The organism is Dehalococcoidia bacterium (assembly GCA_003597995.1).
GTDB lineage: Bacteria > Chloroflexota > Dehalococcoidia > Dehalococcoidales > UBA1222 > SURF-27.
On sequence record QZJY01000017.1, the window covers coordinates 1 to 15,386 of the forward strand.

The following is a 15,386-nucleotide window of genomic DNA, read 5'->3' on the forward strand; positions in this document are numbered from 1 at the left end:
GTCTTATTTCCATGCATCTTATTCTACTACCTTATATCGCCATCGCGACATTCACCCACGTGCAAGCACGTGGGTCCCTGCCCTTCGGGTCGGCCTGGAAAAAAATCTGCTGCTGCTCTATACAGGAGAATCGCGCCGGGCCAATACCATCCTGGCCGAGCAGTCTGCCAACATGCGGCGGGAGGACAAATTCCAGAGTCTGCAAAAAATGCGCGACCTGGCAGGTGATACACGAAATTGTTTTACGAGTGGTTTAGAGCCCAGAGAGCTTGGCAGGTTGCTGCACGAGGGCTGGCTGCTCAAGAAAGAACTGGCAGGCGGCATCACCACTAGCGCCATTGACGCTTATTATGAAAAAGCGCTGGCCGCCGGGGCTTACGGAGGCAAAGTGTCAGGCGCTGGCGGCGGCGGTTTCCTGCTGCTGGTAGTCCCGCCCGAAAAACGGCAGGCGGTCAGGCAATCTTTGAGTGAGTTACAGGAGATGGACTTCGCTTTCGAGGCCGAGGGCAGCAAAATAATCTATGTCATCTGAGGGATGGTATTATGGCAGAAAATAAGGCGGCGCAGATACTCTACTCATATCTTGAGGGGTTGCGGGGCTGTATCGATGAAATCGGGAAGCAAGACATTGCTTCAGTCGCCGATATAATCTACCAGGCTTACCTCAAGGGCAGGCATATCTATATCTTCGGCAACGGCGGCAGCGCCTCGACCGCTTCCCATTTCGCCCGCGACCTGAGCATCGGCGCAGCGGCGGCGGGCAAGCCGCGCGTAAAGGCCGTCAGCCTCGCCGACAGCATGGTTGCCATCACATCACTGGCAAACGACGTGAACTATGAATCCGTCTTCAAGGAACAGCTTGTCGGGCAAATCGAGGCGGGAGACGTCGCCATCGGCATAAGCTGCTCGGGCAATTCGCCCAACGTGCTGGCGGCCATCCGCTACGCCAGAGAAAACGGCGCGGCTACTGTGGGTTTCACGGGATTCGGCGGGGGCAAGCTGAAAGGCATGGCCGACATGAGCATCAACCTCTCCAGCCGCGACTATGGTCAGGTGGAGGACATGCACCTGGCGCTGGAGCATATCATAACCCAAATGCTGAGGGAGAAATTGGCGCAGTGATGACGTACTTCCAGGTTGTCATGCTGGAGGCCCGCCCAAGGCGGGCCGAAGCATCCGGCGGGGGGCATGCCCCTCTGTCATTGCAAGCGTTGCGTGGCAACGGCAAAACACCTCACAGCAAGTTAAATATACCTCCACATATTACTTGTGTATTATGGAATACCATGTTATCATTATGCTAGATTTTTCAACCCTGGAGTTGGAGGTAGCATGAACACAGGCGAAAAAACCAGGAAAGCCACTTTTAATATACACCCGGAAGTGCTGGCGGCTCTGGACAAGGCTATGACCGAGGGGGTAGCGCCGAGCAAGAACGTTTTCGTCGAACGGGCGTTACTTAAAGAGTTGAAAGAGGTGAGCCGGCAGGCACGGCAAACTCGTTGGGAAGAAGGTGCCAGAGACCCACAGCTTATGCACGATATCCGCCAGATTGAGACCGACTTTCAGGCCGCCGATGCCGAAAATGCCGGGGAAATAGTCTAATGGCAGTCCTGCGGTGGGCTGTTATAGAGGCTGCTTTGGACCCGGGCGCAGGGGCCGAACAAAAAGGAACGAGACCGGTTCTCATAGTGAGTAACGAGGAATTTAACCAGGTAATGCCCAATGTCACTGTTTTACCCCTCACATCGACAAAGCGACGCCTGTATCCTTCCGAGATACTCCTATCTAAAGGGAAAGCAGGCCAGCCGCTTGACTCGATTATTATGGCTCACCAGATACGCACGGTTTCAAAGCAGAGGCTTAAGGGCTTACTGGGTTATGTGGAAGATCCTACATTACAGGATGAAGTGATTGCAGCCATAAAAGAACATCTGGATATCGACTAGGTTTGGATCAGGCTGAAGACATGCACCTGGCGCTGGAGCATATGGTCACCTACATGGTGCGGGAGCGAGTGAGGGTTTAATTTAACATGGCTTTGGACGTCATGCCCCGGATTGCTTATTTGGCTCACCGTTATGGCGGCTATGTCCCTCTAAGCCGGCTGAACACAGTCTCCCGCTACATTGATAAAAAGGCGCGGACAATCCTGGACATCGGCTGCAATGATGGTATAACCATGCTCTTCCTGAACAGAAGAAAGCGATACCGGGCTACCGGAGTGGATATATCCGCTGAAGCTGTCAGGGTGGCTTCGGCCAGGAAAACCCATGACGCATATATCACGGGAAACGTTCTTGACCTTCCCTTCAACGAGCATAGCTATGATCTGGTATTATCCATGCAAATGCTCGAACATCTGGACAAGGAGGACGGCTACGCTCTTATCGATAAAATGGAGAAAACAGCTCGAAGACAGGTGATAATCACTACTCCGGTTGGATTTCACGAGCTGCTGGACCATCCCGGAACCGGCGGCGCGGACCATAAATCCGGGTGGTCTGTAGATGAATTCCATAAACGAGGCTATACGGTTAAAGGCAACAAGCTGCGCATTGAGCGTTACGCCGGTAATATTATATATAAACATACTCCCTGGCTGGCGCCTGTACATTCCGCTTTCTGGTTAACCCTGGGTGTGATATTGGCGCCGCTTCCATATTATTTCCCTGGAATATTTGCCTTCGACATGGTGTGCGTCAAAGACCTCGATGCCGGAGGGCAGCCGGGTTGAAAACCTCGGTTGTTATAGCTACGCGCAACAGCATCGGCACCATCGAGGAATGCCTGTCTTCGCTCATGCCCTATTACAAAACGGGCAGCATCGGCGAGATAATTGTGGTAGATGGAGCCAGCACAGACGGCACGCTTAAAGTCATAAAGAAGTTCCCCGTGAAACTGATGACCGACCCGGGCAAAGGGATGTTTATCGGATATGAGGCCGCCTGGAAGGAAACTCATGGCGAGCTGGTTATGTTCATAGACAGTGACGCCTGCCTGGGTGCAGGTTTCTTCCCCGGTCTTTACACGCAGTTTGAAGATGTCAGAGTGGGCATCGTCGGTTGTCTTGCCCGGGCTGCGTCAAAAAATAGCCTGGAAAGGACTGTTGGCCAGTGGTGGGACTATCACGGCACGATGCTGCGTAATTCGGGAACAAAACCGTCACGGTTTAAGAAGTTGTATTACCATGTAACCGGTTTCAGCGGGGGGCAGATATTCACCTCGGGCCCGTGTTACATAGCGCGGCGCAATTGCCTGGAGGCGGTAAACGGCTTCAAAGAGTGGCTGTGTCTGTATGAACTCAGCCCCAGGCTCATGTACCCTGGCGACAATCTCCTTTCCCGAAGCATAGTGGAAAACGGCTGGGAAGCCAGATGGTGGACGGACGCGCCGGTTTGTCATCACCCGCCGTCTACACTCAAGAGCCTCTTGAAACAGCGCTACGCATGGGGTAAAGGAGACGGCGCGCTGCTGCGTTTGTCTCGAAAGGGACGGATTAGCCGTTTTGCCCCGCCGCTGATAAGGCTGGTGTCGCCGGTGCTGGGCATCTGGCTGGCAATACGTTACCGCAATGTACTGCAATTGGTAGTTTTCCCGCTGGCGCACTATGCCTGGATTGCCGGGTATATGATGGCGCCGCGCCCGCGCAGCGAGGTCAAGCATTGAATAACAGCCGTTTTTCCATTCTTCTGACAATAGTAGCCGTCGGCCTCTGGGCGTGGAGCGTTACCCAGGCCAGTCTCGCCATCGGTTTCTTCGGGCTGATTGACAGTTATCCCTTTACCTATTTTATGGCGCTCGGCCTGCTCAGTATAGCCTCGTTTATACTGTGGCTATCGAGGGAAGGTCACGGCAAGCTGTTATGCCTGCAGGTCTGCCTTTTCATCGTCATGTTGTGGTTAACGCCGATACTAATTGGAGCCAATCCACCGTCCACCGTCTGGACATACGCCATATATTTCCCGAATTCGGATATCCTCGCGCAAACCGGCCACTTTAACGCCAGCCTGCATTTCGATGTCTACTCCGCATTCTACATGCAGAACTGGCCGGGCGCCTTCCTGTTCGAATCCGCCCTTTTGAAGATCGCCGGCGCCAGCACGGTGGATTTCATGGCGCTCTACAGCCCTATTTTCACGCAGTTTCTCATCCTGCTGCCTCTCTACATCTTTTTTAAAAATTCGATAAACAACCCCAACCACCGCTGGGCCGCCTGCTGGTTTTTCTTTCTGGCCAACTGGACGACGCAGCTGTATTTCTGTCCGCAGGCCATAGGCATACTGTTTCTCATCACGCTGCTGGCGCTGCTGTCCCGCACAGCTTTCTGGCAAAACGAGGGCCATTCGGTAGGCCAGCAGTTCAGCGTCATCCTGATCCTGGCAGGCCTGACTATCACGCACCTGCTTACATCGATAGTGGCTTTCCTGAGCGTCGCCACGCTGTGGGTTACCAGACAGGTCAAAGGCCTCAACCTGACCATACTGGCCGGGGTGCTGGTGGCTTTCTGGCTTATCTACGGGGCCGCAACGCAACTCCAGCTTTCTCTGCCCGGCTACGTCGAGCGCGCTTTCCGCCTGGACCTCGTCTTTCACCTGTCGGCGCTCAGCGGCGCGGGTACGGCCAGTCCCTCCCTCCTGGGGGTTTCCTACGTGCGTTACATCTTCACCGCCGTTATAGCCGTCATGGGGTTGGCTGGTTTCCTGCTCTCACGCAGATTCAAGGATAAAAGTGATTTCCCGCTTTTATCGCTTATGGCTTCCGCCACTTTGGTGCTTTTCAGCATGCTTTACGGCAGCGAATTCTGGCTGCGTGCTTTACTTTTTGCACTTGTGCCGCTTTCCTATTTCGCCGCCAAGATGTTAAGACGAAAGACAAGCGCCGCGGTCATGTGCGCGCTGCTCCTGGCGCTGCTGCCGTTCAATATCATATCCCACTACGGTTTCGCCGCCGTCGATTATGAACCTCCCGCCGAGAGGGCCTACTGGCACTTCGCCGTAGAAACGGCGCCGCCGGGCGATGTATTCGGAGGCACGCGCATATACTATCCGGACTTTACCTACTCCAGATTTTACCCGGCTGAGACCTCCTGGAAAGATGGGCTGCTCGCCTTTCCGACTCCGTCAAACAACCCGGTTCAATATGTGCATGTGGGTCAAACAGACCGTGCCGCCTACCGGTTTGCCTTGAATGACAGCCTCAGCGTTGCCCAGACACAAAACGAATTGGAAGGCTCGGCTTCCTACAGCCTGATATACGCCAACCCCAGCGTCAATCTGTATTTCCACCAGTACCAACAGTGAGGAGACATTAAATGGGTTACTTACCCCTGTCGGCCATAATCGTTGTAAAGAACGCTGAAAAAACGCTTGATGACTGCCTTAAATCGGTGCGCAGGAACAATCCCGCCGAGATTATCATCATCGACGGTATGTCCACCGACCGTACGCTTGAGATTTCCCGTGCCTACACGGAGAGGATTTATTGCGACGAGGGCAAAGGCGTCAGCGTCGCCCATCAGATCGGCGCAGAACAGGCGGCACAGGAATATCTGGCTTACATAGATTCCGATATCATACTGACCGACGGCGCCCTGGCTGCCATGCTGGAAGAATTCAAAGCGGGCGGGTATGCCAACCTCCAGGCAACAGTTCTGCCGCGCGATGACTCTACGTATTGGGCCCGGGCCATAGAGCAACACGTTCAACTTATCCGGAAACGAAATCCGGGAGGATTGAGCACCGCGCTGCTCAGAAAGGATGTCACGCTCAAGATAGGCTTCGACCCCTCCATCAAAGTAGCCGGTGATGATGTGGATTTCCTTACCAGACTGAAGAAGCAGGGCTATAAGCCCGGCATTTCACCGGTTGTCGTTTATCACTGGCATCCCGACAGCATGAAAAGCCTTTTCAGGGAACGCCTCTGGTACGGCCGGGCCAAACCTCCCCTCATCAAAAAGCTCGGGCCCTGGAATGCCGGATTATGGGCGCCGCTGGTCATGGGTTACTGGCTGTCCTTCTGCATAATCAAGGGTAAATGGAACCTTCTGCCTTATTTCATGGTTTTCGGCATAGCGGATAACGCCGGTATGGTAAAAGGTTTTTTCGAAATGGTTACCGCGAGGAAAAAGAGCCTGTAAGATGGAAATATTGCAGGTCGGCACCGGCACGCTCAAAATACCCCCCAGCGGCTATGGGGGCATCGAGCGCTATATATTCGAGGTTTCGCGGCAACTGGCGCGCTTGGGCCGGGCTGTGACCATACTTGATATAAAGGAAAAGTCGAGCGAGCCGGCTGTCGAGACGGTGCAGGGCATCAAGATTTTGCGCCTGCAAACGAGAGGGAAAAATCCCGCGGGCGGCGTATTCCTGCTGCAATACTTCCGTAGCAAACTGCCGCTGGTGAGCTTTGCCATAAAAGCCAGCCGGCACGTCAGGCGCAAGCGCTATGATATTATCCATCTGCACGTAACCATTATCGGCCTGGTGCTGGTCTGCCTCAACCGCAGCCTGCGCCACAGGATGATTTACACCGTCCATTCCCCCATCTGGATGATGGATTCACCGGGCGCTCTCGACAGGCTGGCTGTCAGGATGGACTGTTTTCTCATGCGCCGCGTAGGGCATGTGATTGCTCAGTCAGAAAGCTCAAAGGCCAAGCTGATGGCTACCGCCCGAATCCCGGCGCAAAAAATCAGCGTGGTGCCGTCGGGAGTGGATACCGCCGCTTACCATTCCGCCACGCCGGACGAGAAAATCGTGGCTAGATACGGTTTCGCCGGGAAAAGCGTAATCCTGTTTGCCGGGCGCATCGTGCCGTACAAGGGCATTCTCTATCTGGTCAAAGCGGCGGATATCGTGGTCAACCGTTCCGGATATAAGGATGCGCTTTTCCTGCTCGTCGGGCCGATAGCGCAGCACGGGCTGGACAGCCTGGAGCACAGCCGCTATATCGAGGATTTGAGTGCCTTTATCCAGGACAAGCGCCTCGAGGAGCATGTGAAGCTCACCGGAGCCGTGCCGCAGGATGACCTGACAAGCCTTTTTTGCGCCTGCGACATATTCGTGCTGCCCTCGCTGGCGGAGTCCTCTCCGGCGGTGACGCTGCAGGCCATGTCTTGCGCCAAACCCGTCATCGGCACCCGCGTGGGCGGCGTGCCGGACCAGATAAAGGACGGCTGGAACGGCTTCCTGGTGGAACCGGCCGACGAGGAAGCTCTGGCGCAAAAAATAAAATACCTGCTGGACCATCCGGCAGAGAGGCTCAAAATGGGGCGGAACGGCAGACAACTGGCCGTGCAGGAATTCGACTGGAAAGTGGTTGCTGAAAAGCTACTGGCTATATACAGTCAAAGGTAGATGCTGGATGTGGTACAGGCTGAATCGAATTGAAGGCACCTTATTTTTCCTGCCATTTTGGGTATACGCCAGCCTAAAACATATTCCCTATTCCACGAGGTGTTCGAGATGCGGCAAACGTATATTCAACTACGAGAATTGCCGCGACCGCCTTTGCGAAATATGCCTGAGAGAAGCGGCCAGGAATAAAGCCGCAAAGCTACACGAAGACAGGGTGAAACGAGCCATAAATCCGTGCATCAACCCGGGTGAAGGACACATCTACCTCAGGGTCGCAAGCAGGATAGGTCATGGGAAGATACTGGACGTAGGCTGTGGTTCCGGAGGGCTGCTGTCCGGTTTGGACCCGCGTCAGCGCGAGCTTTTCGGCATTGACATCATCCAGGGGGTAGCCGGAGAGAAAAACAGGCATATCAGCTTTTTTGTAGCCGAAGCGACCGATATGCCCTTTGAATCCGATATTTTTGACTGCGTTACCTGCACTGAAGTACTTGAACATATCGAGAGCGATGACGCCATAAAAGAGTGCTTCCGCGTTCTTAAGCCCGGCGGGACCGCCCTCATCACCGTTCCAAACGGAAACGGCCCCTTCGGCAGATTACCGGAGCATTTGCGGCTTTTCGATTACAACACTATTTACGGGCTCTTGAAAAACGCGGGATTCCAAATCATCGAGGGCACCAAATTCGGGCTATACATCCCGTTTTTGACACGCGCGATGATTACCTTATCATTTTCCATTCAGCGTATAATGCCGTTTTCACACCCCCTGAATATTTCTGTTCCTGAATTTCTAGCGACCAACTTTTTCTTTGAGTGTCGCAAACCTGTGAGCTAGAGGATTTTAACCATGTGGGAAAAACTGGGGCGTTTCGAGGAAGTCATTGTTTTCCTGCCGTTCCTGGCGTATGCCAGAATACGCCGCATTCCCTATTCTCTGCGCTGCAAGGAGTGCGGCAAGAGGCTGTTTTACTGGGGCTACGCCCTGCAGGGATTATGCGAACACTGCATGCGAAAGGCCATAACGCAAGACCCGGCTCAGTATTACGCCGGGCAGCCCTGTTCCGGCGAGACGTTCAGCCGCAACCGCAGCGGGATAGAGCACTGCTACGCCGCGGTCGCCCGCAGAGTAGGGCAGGGCAAAATTCTGGATGTGGGCTGCGGGGACGGATTGCTGCTGGAGAGGCTCGTAGCGCCGGGAAGAGAACTGCACGGCATCGATATGTCTGCGGATGAGGTGAAGAAAGCCAAAACTCGCGTCCCCCAAGCCGCCGTCTCCTCCGGCGACGTGAGAGACCTGCCGCACCCGTCCGATTCCTTCGATTATGTCGTCTGCACCGACGTACTTGAGCACATACAGGGCAACGCCGTCTCCAGAGAGTGTTTCCGCGTATTGAAGCCGGGCGGGAGCGCCCTCTTCACCATGCCCGTCGGCACAGGCCGGCGCGGCAAAACCCCCCAGCATGTCCGGCAATTCGACATGCGCTCATTCTCCCGGGAATTGACAGACGCGGGGTTTGAGGTGGTCTCTGAACGCTGCTTTGGGTTGCATATTCCGTTCGTAACCTATTTTGCCGAAGTAGCCGCCTCAGCCTTCAACCAAAACCTGCCCCTCAGCTCCCCTCTCAACCTCACCCTCCCGGAGGCGCTCGCCACCCATCTCTTCATCGAATGCCGCAAACCGGCAGCATGACAAACACCTCTTGCCAGATGTCTTAACCCCGCCCTATATTCCCCCTAACAAAACCGCTTTAGCATCAGTCAAAACCTATTGGGAGCGCTGATAAACAGAGTCATAACAGAAGGGCTGGAAAGTCTGCGAGGACTTTCCAGCCCTTCTCTATTCCAGTCCTCTTTATTTGGGATTAGCCCCGGCTTTTTTAGGTGCCCCGTATCCAACTGATCTAGCCAGCGCGGCAACCATGAACTGATTCAAGCTGACTTCTTCGCTCTCGGATTTTAACGCGAGGGCTTCGTGTAACGATGGCGGCATTCTGAGATGATATTGCCCGCTGAATTTGGCCGGTTCAGGGATAGGCAGTTTATCCTCAAGATTGGACTTTAGCCACTCGCGTTTGGCATCCTCGCTGTCCCGAATAGCTTCCTCAGGAGTATCACCGTGCGTCATACAATGAGGGAGCTCCAGCACCCTGGCAATCCAGTACGCCTTCCCGGCGTCTTCGCCACGTTTAACCGTAACAGTGTAGGGCAGACTCATATAATATTCCAGATTTTTATTTACCATATTCCACCTCCAAATTATAGGCTGTCTATGATAGCGAGCAAGTCTGTCACGTATTCGGATGGGATGGGGTTAACTCTTTTGTAGGTCAAGGTAGCATTGCCGAGCCTGGCTTTGGCGTGCTTGCCGCCCATCTCAATCCGTCCGTACTTGTTGACCAGAGCCTCGAAGTCATCTAATGAGGTATTCTTGGGATTGTTTCTGATTTTAGCTTCGAGTTTATCTATCTTGCTCATATCAATTTCTTATGCTGTAATGGTACCATATAAGGTACTATCTGTCAATCATAATCCGGTATCGTTCGGTTTTGGTTAACCTTTCAAAAAAACGGGGCGTTAAGAGGGAGCCTGTCCTCGAGCGGAGCGAAGGATGCAGACACCTCTTAATCCGCCTCAGGCGAAAATCATTTGGAGGGGTGACTCTCCCTTTGGCGAAAGGGAGATGAAAGAGGGATTTTCCCCATGTCCTTGCGAAGCCTCGCAGCTCCTATGGCAACCCTTTTCTCTCATTCTGAGCACAGCGAAGAATCTGGCACGAATCTCCCTTGTCATTCCGGCGAAAGCCGGAATCCAGCGAATCCAATATATCTTTGCGCGGAAGCTGAATCCCCTTAAAAAGAGCTTGCCCTGAGCAAAGCCGAATGTGGGGATGGGATTCTATAAGGCCGCCCCATGACAAACACCTATTGCCAGATGCCTCCTCCGTCTCCTATACTCTATAGAACTTTTGTTCTAAAGGAGGGCGAAAAAAGACATGTGGAAAATAGACAGGGGGACGCAAAACGGCGTGAGTACTGCGGCTTACGCCTCCGCGCTGGACTGGAAAACGCACGACCTGGGCGCCAAGACCATCCTGCTCAAAAACACCGACGGCGCAGCCTCGCTCAAGTACAAATTGCTGGGCTATGCCTCGGAGGGCGGCATCGCGCGCGAGCTGGTGGCCGAGACGGCGCTGCTTGCCGGCGAGGTGGCCGAGTTTCACTACGACCGCCAGTGGCACAGCCTGTCTCTGCTGGTAAAGGACGGCACGGGGCATGCGGCCTACACGCTGGACTACGAAGGGCAGGGGGCGTAAAATGGCTGACAGATATCATTCGGACACGCAGGAAAGGGTAGAAGTGCTGGCCTACACGCCCGATATTCAGAACTCCGGCGACCTGGAAGCCGCGACCAAGACCGTCACCGCCACGGCCAAACCGGGCGCGGCGGACTACAGCGCCAGCCTGACCATCCCCGCGCCGTCAGACGCCCGCTGGCTGGTGAAACGCGCCGGCGTCAGACTGCAAATAACGGTTGATTCCATCCCCGCCGGGCATTTTTACGGTTCACTTTATGTCAATGGCGTGGAGCGCAAGACCTTCGACCTGACCGGCACGGGCGACAAGCCCGTGGTGCAGGACCTCACAGAGGGGCAGTTCAACATCGGCACCGCCAACAGCTTCGGGGTATATCTGTGGGTAGATGCGGGGCAGGCGGTAGTCAGCCTGTGCCAGGTATGGCAGGCGGTGGGTTCCACCGACACGGGCTTCAGCTTCCCCTTCTGTCTGCAATTGCTGCATAAAGGCTTCGCGCAGTGGATGATAGAGACCAACCGCATCGGCACCGGCACGGGAGATTTGCGCATCGGACAGGGGGATGGTTGCCGGCCATCGTGTTACAACACATCGTTTGGAGTTTATTCTGTTCTAAGCCCGCCCACGATTCTTTCCCATGATTGTGGGGTGAGCATGAGAGTTAATAACGTAGGAGACTTAGGCGGTTTCTACAATACAATCAAGACTATCCTTAGAAGTTCGTCATAAACCGAACAAGTAACTGAAACGAGGCTAAACAAACGGATTGGTGAAGGGTAAAATAAAAATCTTATTTCAGGACACGTCAGACCACCATGTAGCTTACTGTGACTCCAACTTAGGGTCTGCCGCAGTCATACAATGTGCCGCGCAAGCACTGAGGTATTTTATACCTGAAGCCGAAATTACCAGTCTCATTCAGTTATCACCTGACTTTGCTTCGAGAAATAACATTCGGGTGGTTCCTGCGAAAATATTCTTCTCCAGAAGTTTTTCGATAGGAGAGTCTATCAGAGCAGGAACCGCCTTTTTGAATGCTAAAATGTGGGCGTCAATTCGCAAATTATTACGTCTCAATATTGATTCTCTCGTTAAAAGGGGGCTGTTGAAGGAGTATTATGAGGCGGATTTAATTGTTGATTTAAGCATGGACCACTTAAATGACAATTTCGGTATTATCCCAGTGTTGGATCATACCAGGGATATACTTTTGGGACGGACATTTAACAAACCCGTGGTTATTTACGCCCAATCAATCGGCCCCTATAATGGTAGATTCGCCTCTTGGATTGCGCGTATAGGTTTAAACCAAGCCACCTTAATTACAATAAGAGAAGATATAAGCCGTAGCTGGTTAGAAAAAATCGGAGTAAAAAAACCACCTATTCATGTGACTGCCGACCCTGCGTTCCATTTAGAACCTGCTGAGAATGAACGCATAAAAGAGTTTTTCTCAAGGGCTAACATTAATACTAGCAAACCAATAATCGGTATCGCAGTTCTCGAAGGGCTTCTTCTGAGAACCCAAAGCTGGAAAGGACACAAACGTTTTGTATGGTCGGTCTATCAATTTTTACGTTACCTTTTCCCGGAAAGATTATTCCTTGCCATCTTAAAAATGGTTGGTAACACCAAATATTACGGAAATTTGCGTTCATCAACCCGTGATAATGCAATCTCGGCTACGGCTAAATTAGCTGATTTCTTGTCCACAGAATTAGATGCAACAGTATTACTTCTGCCACACGTGATTATGCCGGAAGGAATTGCGGAAGGCCAACGTGATGCGAGAAATACAGTAAATGAAGTTCATGAAATAGTCTCCAACAAGGCTAGGATTATACCTTTTTCCGCTCGTTACACAGCCGAAGATATTAAAGGAATAGTAGGTCAATGCGACATGGTAATCTCAGCCAAAATGCACGTTGCCATCGCCGCCACCTCGCAATGCATCCCTACCCTCGTAATTGGGGCACACCCCAAATTTAAAGGGGTTATGCGTACTTTGGGTATGGAAGAATGGGTATGCGAAAGTTTTTCCGCTGAAACGATGATTGCACAGGCACAGAATTTATGGCAGCAAAGAACCCGCGTGAAAGAGACGCTAAACAAAACAATTCCAAATGCAAAAGAACAAGCTTTGAATAACGCTAAATTAGCCTCGGAATTGATTACGTCTTAAGTGCTTGTCTTAATAAATGCCCGACAGTTCGTTCAACCTGTAGTAAAACGCCCACCAATCCCCTCGGCAGCTTTTTAGAAGAAACCCATAAATTAAAATACACAATCAAATAATACGGATAAGCTACAAGCCGTGGCTGCTGCATCTTTTCCCCATATTCAGGTGTTGCCTTCCCCGCCAGTCTGTTCAGGCTGACTTTTGCCGCCAGGTTGGCCCGTTTATCGCCCGGGTTTAGCGCAAGTGGATAAGGCACGCTCTGGATTGAAATAGCCTTGCCGATAAGGGCTTTATCCAGCAGGTTTCGACCGGCCGCGCTTCTGACGATTACCGCCGATGTTCCCGGGTCATCTTTTCGGTCTTTTAGAAACCACGCGTCCCCCAGTGATATGTCGGCCAGCTCCGCCGTCATGTCGCAGCAGAGTGTGCAGCGGCGGGTTGTGAAAAAGCCGAATTGGTGATATTTAATATAATCCTCGTAATCTATCTGCTTCAGCGCTTTATTCTCAACCTGGATGCTCATTTTCCCCGGCCAGCCGCTGCCGCGGTAATCGAGCTTTGTAACCTGTTTCGGTTTGATGCCGTGCTTCCCTAAAATATATTCGGTCATTGGGAAGGTATTGGTATTGGAACAGAATATCCCCACCCGCAGTGCCACCCGCTCCCTCAGCTTCTTGCTGGCCAGCTCGGCTTTTCTCAGCCCATGCATGTGGCAGGGCAGCCCCACCACCGCGAACTTCTCGCCCTTTTTCGTCTTGAGTATCTCAGCGAGGGCGATGTTGGACGGAACGGGGCAGTATTTCGACCCCGTGGCCGAGAGTATCTCCTCCCTGGTGCGCGCGATAAAGGGCTGGGGTTCGAGCGGCTTTTCGGGATTCATGCGCGTCACCAGCGCCCCTTCGATGATACCCTTTTCGAGAGCGTAAATAAGCAGCGCGCTCGCCATCCCGCCGGAGGAGGAATTGTACCGGATATCCGCGTCGGCAGCATGGCCAGTATAGCAGCCAAGATAGTTGCCGAGGAGCGTATCCTGCGGCTGGCGGCCGAAAGCAGCCTCGTTCAGAGCGGAGAAATCCACCGCGTGTCCCGGGCAGACGCGCACGCAGATGCCGCAGGCGTCGCAGGTCGTTTCGTTTATACGAGGAAGATAAATCCCGCGCTGGCGGTCAATCTCCATGCTGATTGCTGACAGCTGATCGCTGATAGCTGATTGCGGGCAAAGAGCCGCGCATGTGCCGCAGCCGGCGCACAGGCCGCTCCGCGCTACAAAGCCAATGTCTCGACCCGGCCCCCTGTCCTTTTTTGGCATCGCATGGTTATCCGCCATCGCATTATTCTACCACGGGATGACGCTCACTATTATAAGTGCTACAATTTACATTCAGGGATGATACGAATCAGGAGTAAAACCCCGGGAGAAAAAGGCAGTGATTACAGAATACATTCAAGCAGCTGTGAGCCGGGCAAAATTTGAAATTATAAAAGACGAGGAACCGTATTACGGCGAAGTTCCTGAGCTTGAAGGTGTCTGGGCAACAGGCAAAACCCTGGAAGAATGCCGGCACAATTTAATCGAGGTTATTGACGGCTGGCTTGTCGTCAGGCTGCACCGCGGGTTGCCCATCCCGCCTTTGGGTAAATATCGTGTCAAGGAACTTAAAAGGTTAGCCGTAGGTGGTTAAACTGGTACCGCTATCCTGGGCCGTGTTGGTAAAGAAACTGCATGCATTCGGCTTTGACGGCCCTTTCGAGGGCGGAAAGCATCCGTATATGATTAAGGATAACCTCGTTTAAACTATCCCTACCCATCATCGTGAACCCATCTCTGTAGATCTACTATCGAGAATTATAAAACAGACAGGTATAACCAGAGAAGAATGGCTGGCCAGGTAGCTTCCATAAACCCCGCAAAACACGACAAAGACTTCTCGACTACCCCCAACCCCCGTGCTATTATGCTCCCGTGTTTCCGCTCATGCCAGGTAACTCGCGCCGATTCGATCCTCATTCATTCCGCGCCGTGCGTAAAAGGACGGGAACGAATGCCCCGGACGCCGCATTTGGCCTGGAATTGAGTGCGTGGGCGCTGAAAACGAAACACCGACCCCGACGACTTCCTGAGTGGCGTTTGAAAAACCATTCGTGGCTGGATGCGAAACCAATCGTCGTTTCAACGGAACGGCTCCCGTGCCTGAATCATGGCTAAACTGGTAGCAGTCGTTTCCCGAAAAAAGATTTCTCCGCAAAACGAAAACGAATCCCCGGAGACGAGTAGCGCTCACGGGGCTTCCTTTCGCCGCCGCGACGACGATAGCAGCGTCTGCCCTGCGATACTTCCCCTTCCCCCGAACACTACCCACAGCGCCACCAGCGTCTGGCTCGCCAGCCAGCCTATTCCTGCCCCCAGCGTACCTGTGTGCGGCAGCAGCGGATAGGCCACCCCGAGCGTCACCACGGCGATGACCCCGTTCATTACGTTGAGAGTCCGCAGCCTCTTCTGCACCCGCAGTATGGAGAAATAGACCTGGTTTACGC

20 protein-coding genes and 1 pseudogene are annotated in these 15,386 nt (G+C 53.2%); 17 read left to right on the forward strand and 4 right to left on the reverse strand.

The features are described 5' to 3' along the window. The 11 genes from C4542_02680 to C4542_02730 all read left to right on the forward strand — a co-directional run. Positions 1-532: GHMP kinase (locus C4542_02680; GenBank protein RJO62657.1), on the forward strand; the 532-nt coding region annotated here is incomplete at its 5' end. 11 nt (positions 533-543) lie between these two features. After that, a complete protein-coding gene (locus tag C4542_02685; protein ID RJO62658.1) occupies positions 544-1,122 on the forward strand; it encodes an SIS domain-containing protein in 579 nt (192 codons plus the stop codon). A 210-nt stretch (positions 1,123-1,332) separates the two neighbouring features. Beyond that, a complete protein-coding gene (locus tag C4542_02690; protein RJO62659.1) occupies positions 1,333-1,605 on the forward strand; it encodes a hypothetical protein in 273 nt (90 codons plus the stop codon). After that, a complete protein-coding gene (locus C4542_02695; protein RJO62660.1) occupies positions 1,605-1,949 on the forward strand; it encodes a type II toxin-antitoxin system PemK/MazF family toxin in 345 nt (114 codons plus the stop codon). Before C4542_02690 ends, C4542_02695 begins: the two co-directional genes overlap by 1 nt. 86 nt (positions 1,950-2,035) lie before the next feature. Next, positions 2,036-2,737 carry a class I SAM-dependent methyltransferase gene (locus C4542_02700; protein ID RJO62661.1) on the forward strand — a complete coding sequence of 234 codons (702 nt, stop codon included), beginning with the start codon at positions 2,036-2,038 and terminating at the stop codon, positions 2,735-2,737. Further along, the gene (locus C4542_02705) at positions 2,599-3,669 is read left to right on the forward strand and encodes a glycosyltransferase (GenBank protein ID RJO62662.1); all 1,071 of its coding nucleotides are present in this window, start codon (positions 2,599-2,601) and stop codon (positions 3,667-3,669) included. Before C4542_02700 ends, C4542_02705 begins: the two co-directional genes overlap by 139 nt. Beyond that, positions 3,666-5,303 (forward strand): hypothetical protein, encoded by a 1,638-nt coding sequence (locus tag C4542_02710; protein ID RJO62663.1) that lies wholly within the window; start codon positions 3,666-3,668, stop codon positions 5,301-5,303. The genes C4542_02705 and C4542_02710 overlap by 4 nt, the downstream gene beginning before the upstream one ends. Positions 5,304-5,314: 11 nt before the next feature. Then, positions 5,315-6,139: a glycosyltransferase gene (locus C4542_02715; protein ID RJO62664.1), complete on the forward strand. Its 825-nt coding sequence runs from the start codon at positions 5,315-5,317 to the stop codon at positions 6,137-6,139. Position 6,140: 1 nt separating this feature from the next. Further along, complete coding sequence (locus C4542_02720; protein RJO62665.1) at positions 6,141-7,358, forward strand: glycosyltransferase family 1 protein; 1,218 nt, start codon at positions 6,141-6,143, stop codon at positions 7,356-7,358. Between the two features lie 7 nt (positions 7,359-7,365). Continuing rightward, entirely contained in the window at positions 7,366-8,196 is an 831-nt protein-coding gene (locus C4542_02725; GenBank protein ID RJO62666.1) for a class I SAM-dependent methyltransferase, read from the forward strand. Between the two features lie 12 nt (positions 8,197-8,208). Beyond that, complete coding sequence (locus C4542_02730) at positions 8,209-9,051, forward strand: class I SAM-dependent methyltransferase (protein RJO62667.1); 843 nt, start codon at positions 8,209-8,211, stop codon at positions 9,049-9,051. A gap of 162 nt (positions 9,052-9,213) precedes the next feature. On the opposite strand, the gene C4542_02735 is transcribed toward C4542_02730, so the two are convergent. Beyond that, positions 9,214-9,603: a toxin-antitoxin system HicB family antitoxin gene (locus C4542_02735; protein RJO62668.1), complete on the reverse strand. Its 390-nt coding sequence runs from the start codon at positions 9,601-9,603 to the stop codon at positions 9,214-9,216. Positions 9,604-9,617: 14 nt separating this feature from the next. Continuing rightward, complete coding sequence (locus C4542_02740; GenBank protein RJO62669.1) at positions 9,618-9,836, reverse strand: hypothetical protein; 219 nt, start codon at positions 9,834-9,836, stop codon at positions 9,618-9,620. 133 nt (positions 9,837-9,969) lie between these two features. On the opposite strand from C4542_02740, the gene C4542_02745 reads away from it, so the two are divergent. From C4542_02745 to C4542_02760, 4 genes are all read left to right on the forward strand, one after another. Next, positions 9,970-10,230 (forward strand): hypothetical protein, encoded by a 261-nt coding sequence (locus C4542_02745; protein ID RJO62670.1) that lies wholly within the window; start codon positions 9,970-9,972, stop codon positions 10,228-10,230. 123 nt (positions 10,231-10,353) lie between these two features. Beyond that, on the forward strand, positions 10,354-10,674 hold the full coding sequence (locus tag C4542_02750; protein RJO62671.1) for a hypothetical protein: 321 nt from the start codon (positions 10,354-10,356) through the stop codon (positions 10,672-10,674). A gap of 1 nt (position 10,675) precedes the next feature. Next, complete coding sequence (locus C4542_02755; GenBank protein RJO62672.1) at positions 10,676-11,401, forward strand: hypothetical protein; 726 nt, start codon at positions 10,676-10,678, stop codon at positions 11,399-11,401. Between the two features lie 37 nt (positions 11,402-11,438). Then, positions 11,439-12,854 carry a polysaccharide pyruvyl transferase family protein gene (locus tag C4542_02760; protein RJO62673.1) on the forward strand — a complete coding sequence of 472 codons (1,416 nt, stop codon included), beginning with the start codon at positions 11,439-11,441 and terminating at the stop codon, positions 12,852-12,854. Here C4542_02760 and C4542_02765 read toward each other — a convergent pair. Beyond that, positions 12,844-14,178, reverse strand: a complete 1,335-nt coding sequence (locus tag C4542_02765) for a 4Fe-4S dicluster domain-containing protein (GenBank protein ID RJO62674.1) — start codon at positions 14,176-14,178, stop codon at positions 12,844-12,846. The two genes, C4542_02760 and C4542_02765, sit on opposite strands and share 11 nt — an antisense overlap. Before the next feature lie 100 nt (positions 14,179-14,278). On the opposite strand from C4542_02765, the gene C4542_02770 reads away from it, so the two are divergent. Continuing rightward, positions 14,279-14,533 carry a type II toxin-antitoxin system HicB family antitoxin gene (locus tag C4542_02770; protein RJO62675.1) on the forward strand — a complete coding sequence of 85 codons (255 nt, stop codon included), beginning with the start codon at positions 14,279-14,281 and terminating at the stop codon, positions 14,531-14,533. Then, positions 14,526-14,744, forward strand: a pseudogene (locus C4542_02775) (type II toxin-antitoxin system HicA family toxin). The gene C4542_02770 and the pseudogene C4542_02775 overlap by 8 nt, the downstream one beginning before the upstream one ends. Positions 14,745-15,129: 385 nt before the next feature. Here the strand turns inward: C4542_02775 and C4542_02780 are convergent. Further along, positions 15,130-15,386 (reverse strand): hypothetical protein (locus C4542_02780; GenBank protein ID RJO62676.1); only part of this gene is annotated, 257 nt, incomplete at its 5' end.